General features: G+C 69.3%; 13 protein-coding genes. 3 read left to right on the forward strand and 10 right to left on the reverse strand.

Features of this window, described 5'->3' with window-relative positions:
* Positions 1 to 33: 33 nt before the first annotated feature.
* A complete protein-coding gene (locus IE294_RS20320) occupies positions 34 to 651 on the forward strand; it encodes a GNAT family N-acetyltransferase (protein WP_189888128.1) in 618 nt (205 codons plus the stop codon).
* A gap of 66 nt (positions 652 to 717) precedes the next feature.
* Here IE294_RS20320 and trxA read toward each other — a convergent pair whose 3' ends face one another.
* The 7 genes from trxA to IE294_RS20355 form a co-directional block, all read right to left on the reverse strand.
* Positions 718 to 1,050, reverse strand: a complete 333-nt coding sequence (gene trxA / locus IE294_RS20325; RefSeq protein WP_014673766.1) for a thioredoxin — start codon at positions 1,048 to 1,050, stop codon at positions 718 to 720.
* 48 nt (positions 1,051 to 1,098) lie between these two features.
* Positions 1,099 to 2,067 carry a thioredoxin-disulfide reductase gene (gene trxB, locus IE294_RS20330; RefSeq protein WP_189888130.1) on the reverse strand — a complete coding sequence of 323 codons (969 nt, stop codon included), beginning with the start codon at positions 2,065 to 2,067 and terminating at the stop codon, positions 1,099 to 1,101.
* A 153-nt stretch (positions 2,068 to 2,220) separates the two neighbouring features.
* Positions 2,221 to 3,162 carry an RsmA family anti-sigma factor gene (locus tag IE294_RS47680; RefSeq protein ID WP_229917239.1) on the reverse strand — a complete coding sequence of 314 codons (942 nt, stop codon included), beginning with the start codon at positions 3,160 to 3,162 and terminating at the stop codon, positions 2,221 to 2,223.
* Entirely contained in the window at positions 3,159 to 3,908 is a 750-nt protein-coding gene (sigM, locus tag IE294_RS20340) for an RNA polymerase sigma factor SigM (RefSeq protein ID WP_189888132.1), read from the reverse strand. The genes IE294_RS47680 and sigM overlap by 4 nt, the downstream gene beginning before the upstream one ends.
* A gap of 25 nt (positions 3,909 to 3,933) precedes the next feature.
* On the reverse strand, positions 3,934 to 5,655 hold the full coding sequence (locus IE294_RS20345) for a protein kinase family protein (RefSeq protein ID WP_189888134.1): 1,722 nt from the start codon (positions 5,653 to 5,655) through the stop codon (positions 3,934 to 3,936).
* A 118-nt stretch (positions 5,656 to 5,773) separates the two neighbouring features.
* Complete coding sequence (gene murJ / locus IE294_RS20350) at positions 5,774 to 8,149, reverse strand: murein biosynthesis integral membrane protein MurJ (protein ID WP_189888136.1); 2,376 nt, start codon at positions 8,147 to 8,149, stop codon at positions 5,774 to 5,776.
* A 45-nt stretch (positions 8,150 to 8,194) separates the two neighbouring features.
* Positions 8,195 to 10,567 carry a DUF6049 family protein gene (locus IE294_RS20355; RefSeq protein WP_189888138.1) on the reverse strand — a complete coding sequence of 791 codons (2,373 nt, stop codon included), beginning with the start codon at positions 10,565 to 10,567 and terminating at the stop codon, positions 8,195 to 8,197.
* A gap of 254 nt (positions 10,568 to 10,821) precedes the next feature.
* Here IE294_RS20355 and IE294_RS20360 point away from each other — a divergent pair, with 254 nt between their 5' ends.
* On the forward strand, positions 10,822 to 12,264 hold the full coding sequence (locus IE294_RS20360) for a CCA tRNA nucleotidyltransferase (RefSeq protein WP_189888140.1): 1,443 nt from the start codon (positions 10,822 to 10,824) through the stop codon (positions 12,262 to 12,264).
* Between the two features lie 93 nt (positions 12,265 to 12,357).
* Here IE294_RS20360 and IE294_RS20365 read toward each other — a convergent pair whose 3' ends face one another.
* From IE294_RS20365 to IE294_RS20375, 3 genes are all read right to left on the reverse strand, one after another.
* Positions 12,358 to 13,620: an MFS transporter gene (locus tag IE294_RS20365; protein WP_189888142.1), complete on the reverse strand. Its 1,263-nt coding sequence runs from the start codon at positions 13,618 to 13,620 to the stop codon at positions 12,358 to 12,360.
* Between the two features lie 100 nt (positions 13,621 to 13,720).
* Complete coding sequence (locus tag IE294_RS20370) at positions 13,721 to 14,803, reverse strand: inositol-3-phosphate synthase (protein WP_030640124.1); 1,083 nt, start codon at positions 14,801 to 14,803, stop codon at positions 13,721 to 13,723.
* A 43-nt stretch (positions 14,804 to 14,846) separates the two neighbouring features.
* Positions 14,847 to 15,530: a PadR family transcriptional regulator gene (locus IE294_RS20375; RefSeq protein WP_014673756.1), complete on the reverse strand. Its 684-nt coding sequence runs from the start codon at positions 15,528 to 15,530 to the stop codon at positions 14,847 to 14,849.
* A gap of 395 nt (positions 15,531 to 15,925) precedes the next feature.
* Between IE294_RS20375 and IE294_RS20380 the strand changes: the two genes are divergently transcribed.
* The gene (locus IE294_RS20380; RefSeq protein WP_373315834.1) at positions 15,926 to 18,616 is read left to right on the forward strand and encodes a transglycosylase domain-containing protein; all 2,691 of its coding nucleotides are present in this window, start codon (positions 15,926 to 15,928) and stop codon (positions 18,614 to 18,616) included.
* Positions 18,617 to 18,671 lie beyond the last annotated feature (55 nt).

The following is an 18,671-nucleotide window of genomic DNA, read 5'->3' on the forward strand; positions in this document are numbered from 1 at the left end:
TGCGGCGGGCGAAGGAAGCGAGGATCAGCCTTCATGGGGCGTCGGCTCGTGCCGCTCACACTGGACAACCTTCAGGACCTTCCCCACCGTTGTCGTTCGTGTGTCTTCTGGGAGCTGGACCCTGTCAGCGGCGAAGAGGCTGTGAAGACGGGCAGGGCCGCGCTGGAGAAGGAGTCCTGGATCTCGGCCGTCCTGCTGGACTGGGGTTCGTGCGGCCGGGTGGTGTACGTCGATGACGTACCGGCGGGCTTCGTGCTGTACGCCCCGCCGGCCTATGTCCCTCGTTCGACGGCCTTCCCCACGAGCCCGGTCTCGCCGGACGCCGTCCAGCTGATGACCGGCTTCGTCATGCCGGGATACCAGGGGCAGGGGTTGGGCCGGGTGCTGGTGCAGACGGTCGCCAAGGATCTGCTGCGCCGGGGCTTCAGGGCGATCGAGGCGTTCGGCGACTCCCGCTGGAAGGAGCCCGCCTGTCTGTTGCCCGCCGAGCATCTGCTGGCCGTGGGCTTCAAGACGGTCCGGCAGCACCCCACGCATCCCCGGCTGCGGCTGGAGTTGCGGTCCACGCTCTCCTGGAAGGAAGACGTGGAGATGGCGCTCGACCGGCTCCTGGGGGCGGTCCAGAAGGAACCCGCGCTGAGGCCGCTGTAGTGGAGAGGGCTCAACATGAAGGGGCCGACCATTGCGGGTCGGCCCCTTCATGTTTCACGTGAAACGTCACTTGGTGATGAACTCTTCGAGGTCACGGAGAAGCGCGGCCTTGGGCTTGGCGCCGACGATGGTCTTGGCAACCTCGCCGCCCTGGTAGACGTTCAGGGTCGGGATGGACATGACGCCGTACTTGGCGGCCGTGCCCGGGTTCTCATCGATGTTGAGCTTGACGATCTCGATCTTGTCGCCGTGCTCGGCGGCGATCGCCTCCAGGGACGGGGCGATCTGACGGCACGGGCCGCACCACGCCGCCCAGAAGTCCACGAGGACGGGCTTGTCGCTCTTGAGGACCTCCTGATCGAAGGAGTCGTCGGTCACAGTCTTCAGGTTGCCGGCCACGGTGGGCTCCTTACCTTGGTCGTGCGGTGGGGTGAGGGAGAGGGAAGGTCAGACGGCGGTCTTCTCGGGCTCCGCCTTCTCCTCGTCCGCGAGGGCGGCGAGGAAGCGCTCGGCGTCCAGGGCGGCGGAGCAGCCGGTCCCGGCCGCGGTGATCGCCTGGCGGTAGGTGTGGTCCACCACGTCACCGGCGGCGAAGACACCGGTCACGTTGGTGCGGGTGGACGGGGAGTCGACCTTCAGGTAGCCCTCCTCGTCCAGGTCCAGCTGGCCCTTGAACAACTCGGTGCGCGGGTCGTGGCCGATCGCGATGAACAGGCCCGTCGCGGGCAGGTCGGACAGCTCGCCGGTCTTGACGTTCCGCAGCTTCAGGCCGGAGAGCTTCTGGTCGCCCTGGATCTCGGCGACCTCGCTGTCCCAGACGAACTTGATCTTCGGGTCACCGAAGGCGCGCTCCTGCATCGCCTTGGAGGCGCGCAGGGTGTCCCGGCGGTGGACGATCGTCACGGACCTGGCGAACCGCGAGAGGAAGGTGGCCTCCTCCATCGCGGTGTCGCCACCGCCGATCACGACGATGTCCTGGTCCTTGAAGAAGAACCCGTCACAGGTGGCGCACCAGGAGACGCCACGGCCGGAGAGCGTGTCCTCGTTCGGCAGGCCCAGCTTCCGGTGCTGGGAGCCGGTGGTGACGATGACGGCCTTCGCCCGGTGGACCGTGCCCGCGGTGTCGGTGACGGTCTTGATCTCACCGGTCAGGTCGACGGAGACGATGTCGTCCGGGATCAGCTCGGCACCGAATCGTTCGGCCTGGGCGCGCATGTTGTCCATGAGCTCGGGGCCCATGATGCCGTCGCGGAAGCCCGGGAAGTTCTCCACCTCGGTGGTGTTCATCAGCGCGCCACCTGCGGTGACGGCGCCTTCGAACACCAGGGGCTTCAGCGACGCACGGGCGGTGTAGAGCGCCGCCGTGTAGCCTGCGGGCCCGGAGCCGATGATGATCACGTTACGGACGTCGCTCACGGCTTGATTCCTCGTCTCTGGTCTGCGTCAGTCGACCGGTGAGAGCCCCTTTCGGGACTCTCACCCCACCCAACGGATCCTACGGGCCCTGCATTCCCGGTGTGCCCCGGCACACGCATGCCCAGGAACGACCGAAGGAGTGTTCCAGCCGGCTCAGTGACGCGCGACGGACTGCTTCAGCAGGACCGTGCCGGCCGAAGCCGTCTGCTGGTGCACACAGGCCGCGTCGACCACATAGGCGGTGACCCGCTTGCTGTCGTGTGTGTCGGCCACGACGACGAGATAGGCGGGCTTCCCCGCGTACGTTCCCGTCTTGGCGCCCAGGACGTCGGCGCCCTGGTTGAGCACTTGCCGGACACAGTCGGGGACCGGAACCGTGGTCTGGAGGAGTGTGTTGGGGCCCCCGGTCGAGCCGGGCGTGTCCGACCCGCCGTCACCTTCCAGCCGAGGCTTCGCGCTGTCCGTCAGCAGACTTTTCTTGGTGGTGAGGAGGGCGTGCACCTGGTTCTGCACGCTGTCGCCGGAGAAGGTGTCGGCGGAGGCGGTCGGTGTCCCGTGGGCGGCCGTGTGGTCGGCGGTGCCCCCGAGCGACTTCACGATCAGCCCTCCGGCCCCCAGTACCGCGGCGGTGAGAACGGCGCCCAGGACGAGCCGGCCACGGCGTCGCCCATGCTGTGCCCCCTTGCGTCCGGGCCCGGTCCCCGCGCGCGGGCGCCCTGCGGGGCGGTCGGCGGGGTGATCAGTGGCAGGAACAGTGGAGTGGACGGCAGGGTGTGCACCGGGAGGGGCAGTAAGGGGCGACGTTTCACGTGAAACATCGCCTGCGACGTCCTCGCCGTCCGCGTTCAGTGGTGCCTCGGCTGCGAGGGCGACGTCGATGCGCTCGACCACATCGTCCGGCATGCGCTCCGGCGCCGGCACCGATCCGAGCAGGCCCCGGATCTCCTCCAGTGACGTATAAACGTCCGCGCACGCCTCGCACACGTCCAGATGGCTCCGTACGTCGGTGCTGCGATCCGGCGGAAGGAGGCCCTCGGTGAGGTCGGAGATCTCCGCGACGTCCGGGTGCCCGGCCGTGTCTGTCGTGGAAGTCACGCTCGCCCACCTCCGCCCTTCACTACGGCTGTATCGCTCGGTCCCGCGTCCCTGGGAGGTCCACTCGGGGACCCCGTCGCCGGTGGGACGGATGACCCCTGCCCCCGGTTCCGTTCCGGGCCGCTCTCTTTCCCGCCTGGGGCACCGGCCGATCGCGCCGCCGGAGTGCCTTCGGGCCGTAGATGCGTGAGCAGGGGCAGCAGCCTTGCCCTGCCCCGGGCGCACCGGCTCTTCACCGTTCCCGTCGGGACATCGAGGATTCGCGCGGCCTCCGCCACCGGGTAGCCCTGCATGTCCACCAGGACCAGAGCGGCCCGCTGCTCGGGCGGAAGGGTGCCGAGCGCTTCGAGGAGCTGTCGGTGCACGTCCTTCCGCTCGGCCGGCGCCGAGGCGGACTCGTACGGCTCCAGCAACTGCTCCAGCCGCTCGGTGTCGTCGACCGGAGCCGTCTTCCGCGAGGCCGCCTTACGGGCCCGGTCCAGGCAGGCGTTCACCGTGATCCGGTGCAGCCACGTCGTGACGGCCGACTGTCCCCGGAAGGTGTGGGCGGCCCGGTAGGCCGACACCAGGGCGTCCTGGACCGCGTCAGCGGCCTCCTCGCGGTCCCCCAGGGTCCGCAGGGCGACCGCCCAGAGCCGGCCCCGGTGGCGCCGCACGATCTCACCGAAGGCCTCGGGGTCGCCTTCCACGTGGCGAGCGAGCAGGTCGCGGTCGCCCACTCCGTCGTATCCGGCACCCTCCGCCATCTGCCCCTCCGGTCCGGGTGAGACGTCAGCCCGTGAACTTCACTTCGCCGATGGCCTGCTTGTAGCCGGCGCTGGCGTACAGGGTGGAGTCGTACCCCGAGTTGGGCACGGCCGTCAGCCAGACGAGAACGTACTGCGTCTTGACCGGCTTGCTGACCTTCACCGTGGCCGTGGTGCCCGTCGTCGTGACGCTGCCGATCTTCGTCATGGAATCCAGCGAGGCCGGGGACAGCGAATCCGCGGCGTACAGCTCGACCGTCGTGTGGTCACCGCCGTAGCGGAGGTCGATGGTGGCCGCGCCGAGCTCCTTGGCCGAGCCGAGGTCGTACACGATGCCGACGCCCGGCTTGAACGGCGCGATCGTCGGACCTTCGTTGAAGCTCTTGGTCTTCCAGTACGTCGAGGCGTCGCCGTCGTACGTCTTGGCGACGTTACCGGGACTCTGGGCGTCGCCCTTCGCGACGAACTCCTGGCCGTTCTGGATCTTTATCGGAGTCGGCTTCGGCTTCACGGCGTTCTTGTCGCCGCCGTCCGTCGTCTGGCTCTTGTTGGTGTCGTCCGACTTCCCGTTCCGGTCCATCAGAGCGTCCGCCAGCTGCCAGCTGCCCAGTCCCAGTGCGGCGATGAGCAGGGCCGAGACCGCCCACTTCAGGGCCTTCCCGGTGCGGCTCTGGAGCGGGGGCGGCGGGGGAGCGATCGGCTGCGTGCCCCCCGGGTGCGGGGCCGGGCGGCCGTAGGTGCCCTGCTGATAGGTCGTGCGCTGGTACTCCGGCGGGGCCGTGAACGCCGGCTCGGGCGGGCGGATGCGCGGCATCTCACCGATCGCCTTCACCAGCTCCTCCGGCGTGGTGCACGGAGCCTCGTGACGGGACGCCGTGGCACCGTCGTTGACGAGGGCGCGCATGGCGAGTTCGGACAGGCCGCGGTGCACACCGGCGCGCACCTGGTCCGGAGGGATGAGGCCGATGTCCTTGGGGAGACCGGACAGACCGTAGGCGTCGCTCTCGTAGGGCCAGCGCTGGGTCAGCGCCGCGTACAGCAGGGCGCCGATCGCCTCGGTGTCGGTGCGCTGCGGGGTGTCGGAGGTGATGCCCCGCAAGGCGGCGTTCACGGCGAGACCACGGATGCGCCACTGGCCGGTGGAGGCGCGCAGCACGGCATTCGGGTTCAGCCGCAGATGGGCGAGACCCTCCCGGTGCGCGGCGGCCATGGCGGAGGCAACCTGACTGACCATCTGGTAGGCGTCGTGCGGCTCCAGCGGGCCGACGGCGAGCAACGTGGAGAGTTCGGTGGCGTCGGGCAGCCACTCGTGGACGACGTAGACGAGGTCGTTCTCCTCGACGGCGTCGAGGACCTGTACGAAGCGCGGATCGCCGAGGAGCGCCGAGGAACGGGCGGCGGCGAGGACGGAACGGGCCCGGGGGTGGTCCGCGGGCAGTACGTGGACGCCGACGGCACGACGGAGTTTCTCGTCGACCGCACGCCAACTGCTGAATCCGTCCAGACGGGTGACGCACTCCTCCAGTCGGTAGCGTCTGGCGAGCTTGTGACCGCTGTGCAACTCCGGAGGCGAGGCCTTCCGTCCGGGACCTTCGGTTCCGCCGCTCCCCTGTGCCTCCACGCTGTCCGTGTCCCGCTCCGGGTTCTTGGCCACCCCGTCGGCCGTGGACTGGTCCGCCTTGGCGGTCAGCGGCTGCTCACCGCTGTTGTCTGCCACGTCGACGGCAGCCGTGCTCCGTTCCGCCACCGTCGTCCCTGCCTCCCCATCCGTTGCACGCTGTCCGACGCCGAAACCAATTGTGCCCACAGTCCGCCGCTATGCACGACACACAGCGGCGGACGATGGTTGTGCGCCTACCCTCGCCTCAACGCCCCAGACGCCCGCGCACCATACCGACGAGCGAGTTGAGTTCCTCGATGCGCATCCGGCGGGCGGCGAGGAAGAAGACGCCGAACAGAACGACACCACCGGCGAGCAGCGCGGCGAAGGAGCCGACGACGCCCAGGCCGAGGGTGTGTCCGATGCCGTAGCAGGCCGCGCCGCTGAGGAGGGCCGCCGGAACCGAGGCGATACCCAGTCGCGCGTAGGTGCGCAGCACGCGGGAGCCGTCCAGGTCCCCGCCCAGCCGCTGGCGCAGTCGGCGCCAGGCGACGCCCACCCCGATGGCGTAGGCGAGGCCGTAGGCGGCGGCCATGCCGGCGACGGCCCAGCGCGACGGCAGCAGGAAGTAGCACAGGGCCGAGGCTCCGGCGTTGACCACGGCCACGATGACCGTGTTGTAGAAGGGGGTGCGGGTGTCCTCGTAGGCGTAGAAGGCGCGCAGGACGACGTACTGCACGGAGTAGGGGATCAGACCGAGGGCGAAGGCCATCAGCATGTAGCCCATGTTGGTGGCCGCGCCGGTACCGGCGGAGCCGAAGATCAGCGTGCACATCGGGATGCCGAGCGAGACGAACCCGAAGGCGATCGGCACGATGGCGACCGCGGTGGTGCGCAGCCCCTGGGAGATGTCGTCGCGGACGGCGCCCGCGTCGCCCTCGGCGGCCGAGCGCGAGATGCGCGGCAGCAGGGCGGCCATCAGGGAGACGGTGATGATGGCCTGCGGCAGGCCCCAGATCAGCTGGGCGTTGGCGTAGGCGGCGAAGCCGGTGCCCTTGACCCCGGAGTCCTTGCCGGCGGCGGTGGACAACTGGGTGACGACCATGGCGCCCGCCTGGTTGGCGAGGACGAACAGGACCGTCCACTTGGCGAGCATCGCGGCCTTGCCCAGGCCGTGACCCCGCCAGTCGAAGCGCAGCCGGACCCGGAAGCCGGTCTCGCGCAGGTAGGGGATCATCGCCAGGGCCTGGACGACCAGGCCGAGCAGCACGCCGACGCCGAGCAGGCGCTGGCCCTCCGGCGGGATGTTCTGGACCGTCATGTGCGAGTTCGCGGCGGTGCCGTAGACCCAGATGAACATGCCGAGCGTCACGATGATGACGATGTTGTTCAGGACCGGGGTCCACATCATCGCGCCGAACTTCCCGCGCGCGTTGAGGATCTGACCCATCACCACATGGATACCCATGAAGAAGATCGAGGGCAGGAAGTAACGGGTGAAGGTGACCGCGACCTCGTTCGCCGCCGGGTCGTCGGCCACCGGGGCGGCCAGCAGGCGCACCAGCAGCGGCGCGGCGAACAGCGCGAGTCCGGTCAGGGCGGCCAGGGCCACCATCACGAGGGTCAGCAGCCGGTTGGCGAAGGCCTCGCCGCCGTCCTCGTCCTCCTTCATGGAGCGCACCAGCTGGGGCACGAACACGGAGTTCAGGCCGCCGCCGACGGTGAGGATGTAGATCATCGTCGGCAGCTGGTAGGCCACCTGGAAGGAGTCGGCGAGGAAGCCGAGGCCCAGCGAGGCGGCGATCAGCGCGGAGCGGACGAAGCCGGTGAGACGGGAGACCATCGTGCCCGCCGCCATGACCGCACTGGACTTCAGCAGCCCGGCGGCCCGCCCGCCCTTCTTGGCGGGAGCGGCCGTGTCGCCGGCCGTGGTGGCTTCCGGCTCGATGACCCCGGGCGGGCCTGCGGGGCCCGGAGCGGCGGCCGGAGCGGGGACCTGGGAATGTGCCGCGTATCCGGTGGCGGACGGGCCGGCCGGGTACCCGGCGCCGGCGTACGGGTGGCCCTGCTGCGGGCTGTGACCGTGCGGGGGCGGGTACTGGCCGGCAGGGCCGTAACCACCGCCCGGCGCCGCGGCAGGTCCCGGAACGGCCGGGGGATCCATGGGCGTGTGGGCGCCGCTGTGCTGCTGGTCCTTGAAGAGGTGCGCGAAGGCGTCCGGCTCGTGGTACTCCTCGCCGGAGTGCGTGACCAGATCGTCCACGCCCACGAACCGGGTCGTGCGCGGGTCTTCGCCGTACGGCAGGTACGGGGTCGTGTTCCCCGGCTCAGGCGCCGGGGTCTGCGCCCACACGTTGGGGTCGGGCGCGTAGGGCGACTGGGCGGGCGGGGCGTACAGCGGCTGCTGCTGGTCGTACGTGCCGGGGGGCGGCGGCGGGTGCGCGGCACGGTCGTACAGTGCCTCGGCGACCGGGTCCTGGGCGGCCAGGTCGTGCGCCCGGTAGGGGTCCTGCTCGTAGGCGTCCTGGAGATACATGTCCGCCGCGTGCTGCGGCGGCACCTGGCCGGGCTCGGGCGGCGGCTCGGGGTAGCCCGAGCCGGCCGCGCCCTGACCGCGGTCACCGTCGTACGGCGCGTTCATGCTTACCCCACCTCATCGTCCCGGGCCCACCGGCCACGACATCGCTCAACGGTCCACTCTCTCACCCGTCCCGGACGGGTCGGCGCTTTCCGGTGCGGTGTCCGGTGCAGGGTCACTCGGCTGCTCGGGACCGTCTGCCCTGGGGGTGGAGTCGGACTCTTCCGGGAGACGGTCGCCGGGCGCCTCCGGGTTCCCGGGCTCGCCCGTGTCCTCCCCCGCTGTTCCGGGGCCGTCCTCGTCGGCCTGCCGGGCGGCCGCGCGCTTGCGCTGGGTGTACATGCGGAAGCCGGCGAGCACCAGGAGCAGGACGCCGCCGCCGATGACCAGCATCACGGTGGGCGTGACCTCGGTGACCTTCACGTCGAAGCTGACGGCGTCGCCGTAGGGCTGGCCGTCCTCGGTGTACAGCTGGGCGAGGACCGTCACCCGGCCGTTGGCGTTGGCCGAGGTGGTGAACTTCACCGACTGGCTGTGCCCGCCGGAGACTTCCACGGGCTGCTCGTCGTAGGCCTTGCCACCGATCTTCAGGCGGGTCGGCATGGTCGAGGTGAGGCGCAGCACCAGGTGACCCACGGGCTGGACGAGGTTGTTCTGGACGGTCACCGGGATGGTGGCGCTCCGCCCCGAGAGCTTGGTCTCGGACTTGTCGATCAGCTTGACCTGTTCGGTCAGGTCGTCGATCCAGGCCTCCACGCCGTCGCGATAGCCGACCGCCTCGCCGCGCCTGCCCCGCCAGGACGTGGACATCTCGCGGTTTATGGCCCGCCCGAAGGGCGTGACCACGCGGGACTGGTCGGAGAGGATCACCCGGAAGTTGTCGAGCTTGTCCTGGGTGCGGGCGATCTGGTCGAAGACCGCCTTCGGCAGTTCCTGCCGGCGCAGCGAGGAGGGGTAGGCGGACCGCGGGGGGATGCGCGTGGTGGCGCCCGGGTCGGGCTTGTCCTTGGCCGCCGCGGAGAGGTCCTGTGACTGGGACCAGGTGCCGCCCTGGAGCGCCTTCAGCGCCGTCGCCATCGCCTGCGCCTGGCTCGCCGTGGGCATGCGCTGCGGGGCGACGACGATGCTGCGCTGCTTGTCCGTCTGTGCGTTCAGCGACAGGCTCTGGGCCAGGAACCGCTGGACGGCGAGGGTGGCCGCGCCCGCCTTCGTGAGGTCGCCCTCGAACGCCGTGGACAGCCGGGCGTCGGCGACGACCGCCGTGGTGCCTCCGCCGACCGGGCGGGCGGCGGACGGCGTGTACGGCAGTCCGCCGGTCTCCTGGAGGCTGTCGCTGCGGGCGATCACCCGGTCGGCGCCGGCGGAGGTCGCCACCTTCATGATCGACGGGTCCACGGCGCCGTCCACCGGCCAGGCGAAGTCGGTGCTCGGTGTGACATGGAGCACGGTCTTCACGGTGATCGCGGCGACGTCGGTGGCGTCCTTGAGGTGGCTGAGCGAGCCGGTGACGCTGGTGCCGTTGTGCGCCAGCGAGGCCAGGTCCGGGTCGCCGAACGGCAGGGCGACGACCTCCTTGCCGGCCACCGCCTTCTGGAGGGCCGCCAGCCACTGCTTGGCGACCGCCTGGTGTTCGCGCGGGCCGGGCGTGCTGGTGCCGTCGGCCGCCTGGAGCCGGTAGTTGCCCGCGGCCATCGCGTCGACCGAGGCGAGCAGGTCGGGGTCGATCACCCAGGTGACGTCGAGGTCCTTGCCCAGGTCCACCATCTGGGCCAGCCGGCCACCGGGGGCCAGCTCCTTGGCGAGGTCGTCGTCGAGGAACTCCGGCGTCTGTAGCTCGCCCGCGCCCGTCTTCGCCGTCAGGTGGGCCGTGGAGATCAGCGGCCACAGGAACGACGTCTTGGTCTTGGTGTCGGCCTCCGACGGCTGCCACGGCAGGAACGTCCGCTGGATGCCGAGCACCTGGTCCCACGCCTGGGCGGAGGTTTGGCCGGACAGGGTGACGTCGAACTCGTAGACCCCGTCGTCGCCGAGGTCGAGCTTGTCCACGGGCACGGAGATCGTGAAGTGCTCGGCGACCCCGGGGGCCAGCTTGTCGAACTTCTCCTCGTACTTGTCGCCGACCTCCGTGCCGGTGCCGCTCTGCGGCTCGTCGGAGTGCCGGGCGACGGAATCGATCTCCGAGCGGCTCGTCAGCTGGGGGCCGACCCGCAGACCCACATGGGCGTCGGTGACGGCCTGCTTGCCGTTGTTCGTCACCGTGCCCGAGACGGTCACCGTGTCGCCGTCCGTGGGGGCACTGGGGCTGAGCGAGTCCAGGGAGACGGACACCGTGCCGGACGAGTCGGCCTGCGCGGGCCCGGCGGCGGGCAGCTGGAGCAGACCGGCCAGCAGTGGTGCCCCGGCGAGCAGTGTTCCGGCGCGCCGCAGCCACCGGCGGGCAGGTGAGGCACTGGTCCCCTGGAAGTCAGCCGCCTCGGCCACGCGCTCGCCCGTCCCTCGTCGTCGTCAGTGGTCGTCGGAATGTGCGTCCACGCATGGTAACGATGCGCGCTGAAGGGAAGTGCCGCGGTCTCCTCCACAAGATCGAAGGACAACCGTGACCCGTCCCCTATATCCAGTATCGAGGGGAGAGCGGCCGTACGCCGCAAGAGCAGCGCTTGCACGTGTATGGCGGGAGGTGTCCGCACCGTTATGGGGGCGCCTCTGGTCGCGCGGGGCACGTACCCTCTTCTGTTGTGCCGAACCCGAACGAAGACACTCCCTCCGCCCTGAGCCAGGCGCAGCAGCGCGCGGTCGCCGAGCTGCTGCGGGTGGCCCCGGTCGCCGACGACCTCGCCCGCCGATTCCAGGAAGCGGGCTTCTCGCTCGCCCTGGTCGGCGGATCGGTCCGCGACGCGTTGCTCGGCCGGCTCGGCAACGACCTGGACTTCACCACCGACGCCCGTCCCGAGGACGTACTGAAGATCGTCCGGCCCTGGGCGGACGCCGTCTGGGAGGTGGGCATCGCCTTCGGCACGGTCGGCGCGCACAAGGGCGGCTACCAGATCGAGATCACCACCTACCGGTCCGAGGCCTACGACCGCACCTCGCGCAAGCCGGAGGTGTCGTACGGCGACTCCATCGAGGAGGATCTGGTCCGCCGCGACTTCACGGTCAACGCGATGGCCGTGGCGCTGCCGGCGAAGGAGTTCATCGACCCGCATGGCGGACTGGAAGATCTCGCGGCGCGTGTCCTGCGGACGCCGGGTACGCCCGAGGAGTCGTTCTCGGACGATCCCCTGCGCATGATGCGGGCCGCCCGGTTCGCTGCCCAGCTGGACTTCGAGGTCGCCCCCGAGGTCGTCACCGCCATGACGGAGATGGCCGGTCGGATCGAGATCGTCTCGGCCGAGCGGGTCCGGGACGAACTGAACAAGCTGATCCTCTCCGCGCACCCGCGCAAGGGTCTGAGCCTGCTCGTCGACACCGGGCTCGCCGGGCATGTCCTGCCCGAGCTGCCGGCGCTGCGGCTGGAGAGGGACGAGCATCACCGGCACAAGGACGTCTACGAGCACACGCTGATCGTCCTGGAGCAGGCGATCGCACTGGAGGAGGACGGCCCGGATCTCACCCTCCGTCTGGCCGCGCTGCTGCACGACATCGGCAAGCCGCGCACCCGCCGCTTCGAGCAGGACGGCCGGGTCTCCTTCCACCACCACGAGGTGGTCGGCGCCAAGATGACCAAGAAGCGCATGACCGCCTTGAAGTACTCCAACGAGCTGGTGAAGGACGTCTCACGGCTGGTCGAACTTCACCTGCGCTTCCACGGCTACGGAACCGGGGAGTGGACGGACTCGGCGGTCCGCCGGTACGTCCGTGACGCGGGCCCGCTGCTGGACCGCCTGCACAAGCTGACCCGTTCCGACTGCACCACGCGCAACAAGCGCAAGGCGGTGGTACTGTCCCGGGCCTACGACGGCCTGGAGGAGCGGATCGCCCAGCTTCAGGAGCAGGAGGAGCTCGACGCGATCCGCCCCGACCTCGACGGCAACCAGATCATGGAGATCCTGGGGATCGGTCCCGGCCCGGCCGTCGGCAAGGCGTACAAGCACATGCTGGAGCTGCGCCTGGAGAACGGGCCGATGGAGCGCGACACTGCGGTGGCGGCGCTCAAGGAGTGGTGGGCCGAGCAGAGCTGAGTCGGTCCGGACGATGTTTCACGTGAAACAGTCGTCGGGGACGGAGACACTGAGGGGCGATGTTTCACGTGAAACATCGCCCCTTGTTCTGTACTAGCGGCGCGCGAAGCGAGCCAGTCCGGCGGCGATCACGCCATAGATGACGGCGACGAGAGTCACCAGCACGGTCGAGCGGCCGTCTGGTGGAAGCATCAGGGCCGCCACTCCCGCGGCACCGACGAAAGCGACGTTGAAGAGCACGTCGTACACGGAGAAGACCCGGCCACGGAAGCCGTCCTCGACGCAGGACTGGACGATCGTGTCCGTGGCGATCTTCGCGCCCTGGGTGATCAGGCCGAGAACGAAGGCCGCGACCATGAGCGGGCCGGTGGCGAAGGGCAGGCCCAGGGCGGGTTCCAGCACCATGGCCGCGCCCGAGCACACCATGATCCAGCGGATGGGGCCGAGCCGCCCCGCCGCCCACGGCGTCACCACGGCCGCCGCGAAGAATCCCGCGCCGGACAATGCCAGCGCCGGCCCGAGGAGGCGCAGCCCTTCCTCGGGGGTGTCGGCCAGGGCGTAGCGGCAGAGCATGAGCAGCAGGACGAGGAGGGCGCCGTAACAGAAGCGCATCAGCGTCATCGCGCCCAGAGCCCAGGCCGCTTCCCGGCGCCTCGGCGCGGCCAGGTGCACCATGGCCGCCAGCAGCTCGCGTGCCGTCGTGGCGAGCGCCACGCCGAGACGAGGCCGGCCCGGGTGCCGGTCGGGGCCGAGCAGGCCGGGTGCCATGCGGAGGGACGCGAGACTCGCGCACAGGTACAGGAAGGCGCCGAGTACCACCACCGCCGCGTCGGAGTCCGATGCCACGATCCGCACGCCGAAGGCCAGGGCTCCGCCGATCGTCGCGGCGAGGGTGCCGGCGGTCGGGGAGAGGGAGTTGGCCAGTACCAGGCGCTCGGTGTCGACGACCCGTGGCAGAGCGGCGGACAGCCCCGCGAGGACGAAGCGGTTGACGGCCGTGACGCACAGCGCGGACACGTAGAAGAGCCAGTCCGGAGCGTGGCCGAGCATCAGTGCGGCGGTGACCGCGGCCAGCAGGGCGCGCAGCAGATTGCCGTACACGAAGACCTGCCGGCGTCGCCAGCGGTCCAGCAGGACACCGGCGAACGGTCCGACCAGTGAATAGGGGAGCAGCAGGACCGCCATCGCCGAGGCGATCGCGGCGGCCGAGGTCTGCTTCTCCGGGGAGAAGACGACGTATGCGGCGAGTGCGACCTGGTAGACGCCGTCGGCGCCCTGGGACAGGAGGCGGACGTACAGCAGGCGCCGGAAGTTCCCCAGGCGCAGCAGGACGCGCAGGTCACGGACGACGGGCATGGATCACACCCTCACACATGCGGAAGGTCCCCGGGTCGCGGGACCCGGGGACCTTCACAGCCCTGGCAGGAGCGTTCTCGTGCGAGCGGCGCCGGGCGTCTTAGCGCTCGACCTCGCCGCGGATGAACTTCTCGACGTTCTCGCGGGCCTCGTCGTCGAAGTACTGGACCGGCGGGGACTTCATGAAGTACGAGGAGGCGGACAGGATCGGGCCACCGATGCCGCGGTCCTTGGCGATCTTCGCGGCGCGCAGCGCGTCGATGATGACACCGGCGGAGTTCGGGGAGTCCCAGACCTCCAGCTTGTACTCCAGGTTCAGCGGGACGTCGCCGAAGGCGCGACCCTCCAGTCGGACGTAGGCCCACTTGCGGTCGTCCAGCCAGGCCACGTAGTCGGACGGGCCGATGTGGACGTTCTTCTCGCCGAGGTCCCGGTCGGGGATCTGGGAGGTGACGGCCTGCGTCTTGGAGATCTTCTTGGACTCCAGGCGCTCGCGCTCCAGCATGTTCTTGAAGTCCATGTTGCCGCCGACGTTCAGCTGCATCGTGCGGTCGAGGATGACACCGCGGTCCTCGAACAGCTTCGCCATGACGCGGTGCGTGATGGTGGCGCCGACCTGGGACTTGATGTCGTCACCGACGATCGGCACACCGGCCTCGGTGAACTTGTCCGCCCACTCCTTGGTGCCGGCGATGAAGACCGGGAGGGCGTTGACGAAGGCGACCTTGGCGTCGATGGCGCACTGGGCGTAGAACTTCGCCGCGTCCTCGGAACCGACGGGCAGGTAGCAGACCAGGACGTCGACCTGCTTGTCCTTCAGGATCTGGACGACGTCGACCGGCTCGGCGTCCGACTCCTCGATGGTGGCGCGGTAGTACTTGCCGAGGCCGTCGAGGGTGTGGCCGCGCTGGACGGTGACACCGGTGGTGGGCACGTCGCAGATCTTGATCGTGTTGTTCTCGGAGGCGCCGATGGCGTCCGCGAGGTCAAGGCCGACCTTCTTGGCGTCGACGTCGAACGCGGCGACGAACTCGACGTCGCGGACGTGGTAGTCACCGAACTGCACGTGCATCAGGCCGGGGACCTTGGACGCCGGGTCGGCGTCCTTGTAGTACTCGACTCCCTGCACCAGCGACGCGGCGCAGTTGCCCACGCCGACGATGGCTACGCGAACCGAACCCATTCCGGTTGCTCCCTGTGTGTACGAGTGAGGCCCTGACTGGGACTCACGTGGCGGTGTCGTCGGGCGTATCCGTCCGCGGGGTGTCCCCGGGACGGGGCAGGCCGCCCGTCGATCCAGTGGTGGTGTCCTGCTGAGCGGACCCCCCGGACTCGGAACCCCTCAGGTCCCGCCCGGCCCGCTCGCTCTCGATGAGCTCGTTCAGCCAGCGCACTTCGCGCTCCACGGACTCCATCCCGTGGCGCTGGAGCTCAAGCGTGTAGTCGTCGAGGCGCTCCCGGGTGCGCGCCAGGGAGGCGCGCATCTTCTCCAGGCGTTCCTCCAGGCGGCTGCGCCGGCCCTCCAGGACGCGCATGCGCACATCGCGCGAGGTCTGCCCGAAGAAGGCGAACCGTGCGGCGAAGTGCTCGTCCTCGTACGCGTCGGGACCGGTCTGCGAGAGCAGTTCCTCGAAGTGCTCCTTGCCTTCCGCGGTCAGCCGGTAAACGATCTTGGCGCGGCGTCCGGCGAGGGGAGCGGCGAGTGCGTCGTCGTGGGTGTTCCCGGGTTCCTCGATCAGCCAGCCGTTGGCGACCAGCGTCTTGAGGCAGGGGTACAGCGTCCCGTAGCTGAACGCGCGGAACACACCCAGTGACGTGTTGAGTCGTTTGCGCAGCTCGTAGCCGTGCATCGGGGACTCCCGGAGCAGGCCGAGCACGGCGAACTCAAGGATGCCGGAGCGCCGGCTCATCGTCGCCTCCTCTCGGCCCCGCAGGACCGTCCCGCAGGTCTCGCACCGCTCGGCGGCGTCTTTATCTCGTGCTGATGTATCGACTCGATACATCAGCACGATAGAACGGCCTACCGCACGCGACAAGAGGGGCAGTGGTGAACGGGATCACATCACCGTTTCATTGGAGGCAACTTGCCTGTTTTGGGGTGAACTTCGGGGCTCGGCGCGTTTTGGTGGTGCGTAGTCTGTGCGGCATGACACCACCGGGAACCGCGTGATGCCTGGGGAGCGTCTTCGTCCCTGGTGCAGTACGGGTGAATGCAGGACCGACCACATCCGTACTTCGGGGGGACCGGAAATCAGCCGCCGTTCCAGGCGCGCACGGGTGCGCCTGCCCGAGGAGTAATCGTTCGATGAGCGAGCACCGTCGCAAACCGCCGCAGCCGCAGGGAGGCGGACGTGCCGCGGCCCGACGCGGCCAGTCCGGCTCGTCCTCCGGCCGCCGTGCGGCACCGCGAGGCGCCACCGGGTCCCCTGCCGACTCTTATGGGTCCCGTTCCCCGGGGTCGGAGTCCACGGACCCGGGAGGTGAGGAGCGTTCCTACGGCGGCCGTGCCGAGGCCCGCCGTGCCGCGCAGAGAGGCGGCCGACGCAGAGCGGCCGACAACGCCGGCGGCCGGCGCGGCGGCCCGGGCGGCCCGACCGGTCCCGGGCGCGGCGGCGGTCGCGCGTCGACCGCACCCGGCAAGAAGCGGTTCATCGACTACCCGAGGGCCGGCAAGTACGGCTGGCAGCGCTGGGTGCCGTCCTGGAAGCTGGTCAGCGGGCTGTTCATCGGCTTCGTCGGCAGCCTGGTGGTGATGGTCGGCGTCGGCTACGCGATGGTCTCGATCCCGAACGAGAACGACGCGGCCAGGTCGCAGAACAACGTCTACTACTGGGCCGACGGCAGCCAGATGGTGGCGACGGGCACCGGGGTGAACCGGCAGAACGTCACCATCGACAAGATCCCCGAGGCCATGCAGTGGGCGGTGATCTCGGCGGAGAACAAGAGCTTCTACCAGGACTCGGGCGTCGACCCGATGGGTATCGCCCGAGCCCTGGGCAACATGGCCCGGGGCGGTCAGACGCAGGGTGGCTCGACGATCACCCAGCAGTTCGTGAAGAACACCTACCTGAGCCAGGAACAGACCGTCACCCGCAAGTTCAAGGAGATGTTCATCTCCATAAAGGTGGGGACGAGGCTCGACAAGAAGGAGATCCTTCAGGGCTATCTGAACACCTCGTACTACGGCCGTGGCGCCTACGGCATCCAGGCCGCCGCGCGCACCTACTACGGCAAGGACGCGCTCGACCTCAAGCCGAGTGAGTGCGCCTTCCTGGCGGCGCTGCTGAAGGGTCCGACGTACTACGACCCGGCCGGCAACGCGGACCTCGACCCCTCGGCGAACGCGAAGGACAACCGGGAGCGTTCCGAGAAGCGCTGGCGCTGGATTCTCGGCGAGATGCACAACGACAAGCACCTCTCGGACGTCCAGTACCAGGAAGCCATCAAGGAGTACCCCAAGCCCCAGGACCGCAAGGCGACCAAGGGCATGACCGGCCAGATCAGCTACCTCGTCGACACGGCCAAGAAGTACGTCCTGAACCACTCCAAAATCACCGAGGCGCAGTTCGACCAGGGCGGGTACCAGATCTACACGACCTTCGACAAGAAGAGCGTGAACGCCCTGAGTGCCGCCGTGAAGAAGGTCGAGAAGGAGCGTCTCGACCCGAAGCATCGCGATCTGGATAAGTACGTCCAGTTCGGCGCGGCATCGGTGAGGCCGAAGGACGGTGCGATCGTCGCGCTCTACGGCGGTGACGGTTACGAGAACGGACACTTCACCAACAACGCCGACACTTCCGGTGTCCCCGTCGGCTCGACGTGGAAGCCGTTCGTCCTGGCCGCGGCGATGGAGTACGGCACCTACAAGTCTGACGGTGAGGGCATCTCGCCGCTGAGCAAGTACAACGGCAACGACAAGCTCAAGGTGAGGAACCAGGACGGAAGCTACGTCCTGAAGAAGGACGGCTCGGTCTTCTACCAGCGCAACGAGGGCCCCAAGCCATGGGGCTACATCACGCTGCGCAAGGCCATGGAGCAGTCCATCAACACCCCGTTCGTGCAGCTCGGCATGGACGTGGGGATGTCGAAGGTCCGAGAGGTCGCGAAGGCCTCCGGCATCCTCGACGCAAGCTTCGCCGACCTCAACCCGTCCTTCGCCATCGGCACCTCGACGCCGAGCGCGATCCGCATGGCGGACGCCTACGCGACGTTCGCCGGCTCCGGCCAGCACGCGGATCCGTACTCGGTGACGAGCGTCAAGAAGGACGGCCAGGAACTGCCGGGCTTCACCAAGCCCGAGCGGAAGCAGGCGATGCCGGAGAACGTGGCCAACAACGTCACGGACACCCTGGAGAACGTGATCCAGAACGGTACCGGTCAGAACGCCAAGGCCCTGGGACGTACCGCGGCCGGCAAGACCGGTACCACCGACAGCAACAAGTCGGCCTGGTTCGTCGGCTACACCCAGCAGCTGTCGACCTCGGTCGCGATGTTCCGCGAGAACCCCAAGGACCACGAGCTGCTGTCCATGAACGGTACGGCGGGCGTGGACTCCATCCACGGTGGTGACATCCCGACCCAGGTGTGGACCGAGTACATGAAGGACGCGCTCAAGGGCAAGAACGACCCGGGCTTCCCGGACCCCACCGAGATCGGCAAGGTCCAGGACGAGGTGGGTGCTCCCTCCCCGACCCCGAGCGTCACCATCACGCCGAGCCCGACGCCCAGTGACACGCCGAGCCCGACGCCGAGCAAGACGACCACCTCACCGTCTCCGTCGGTGAGCGAGTCCTGCCAGCTCGGCTGGGACCCGAACTGCAACGGCAATGGCGGGGCCAACGGCAATGGCGCCGGAGGCGTGGACACAGGTGGTGTCGACGGGGGCGGAGGCGAGTCGCCGTCACCCTCGGTCACGGACACGACCGGGACCGGTGACACCCGGGGCAACGGGAACGGGAACGGGAACGGGGGCTTCTTCGGGAGCCAGACCGGCTAGCCCGGCGATCCGACCGGTTGGCGACCATATCGCCCACCGAGGGTGTTTCACGTGA

This window comes from Streptomyces canarius, from assembly GCF_014650735.1.
Lineage (GTDB): Bacteria > Actinomycetota > Actinomycetes > Streptomycetales > Streptomycetaceae > Streptomyces > Streptomyces olivaceoviridis.

Bases quoted from the DNA above. Each gene is read 5' to 3' on its own strand.
- IE294_RS20365 (WP_189888142.1), bottom strand. From the start codon at position 13,620: ATGCCCGTCGTCCGTGACCTGCGCGTCCTGCTGCGCCTGGGGAACTTC.
- IE294_RS20380 (WP_373315834.1), top strand. From the start codon at position 15,926: ATGAGCGAGCACCGTCGCAAACCGCCGCAGCCGCAGGGAGGCGGACGT.
- IE294_RS20320 (WP_189888128.1), top strand. From the start codon at position 34: ATGGGGCGTCGGCTCGTGCCGCTCACACTGGACAACCTTCAGGACCTT.
- murJ (WP_189888136.1), bottom strand. From the start codon at position 8,149: ATGAACGCGCCGTACGACGGTGACCGCGGTCAGGGCGCGGCCGGCTCG.
- IE294_RS20375 (WP_014673756.1), bottom strand. From the start codon at position 15,530: ATGAGCCGGCGCTCCGGCATCCTTGAGTTCGCCGTGCTCGGCCTGCTC.
- sigM (WP_189888132.1), bottom strand. From the start codon at position 3,908: ATGGCGGAGGGTGCCGGATACGACGGAGTGGGCGACCGCGACCTGCTC.
- IE294_RS20370 (WP_030640124.1), bottom strand. From the start codon at position 14,803: ATGGGTTCGGTTCGCGTAGCCATCGTCGGCGTGGGCAACTGCGCCGCG.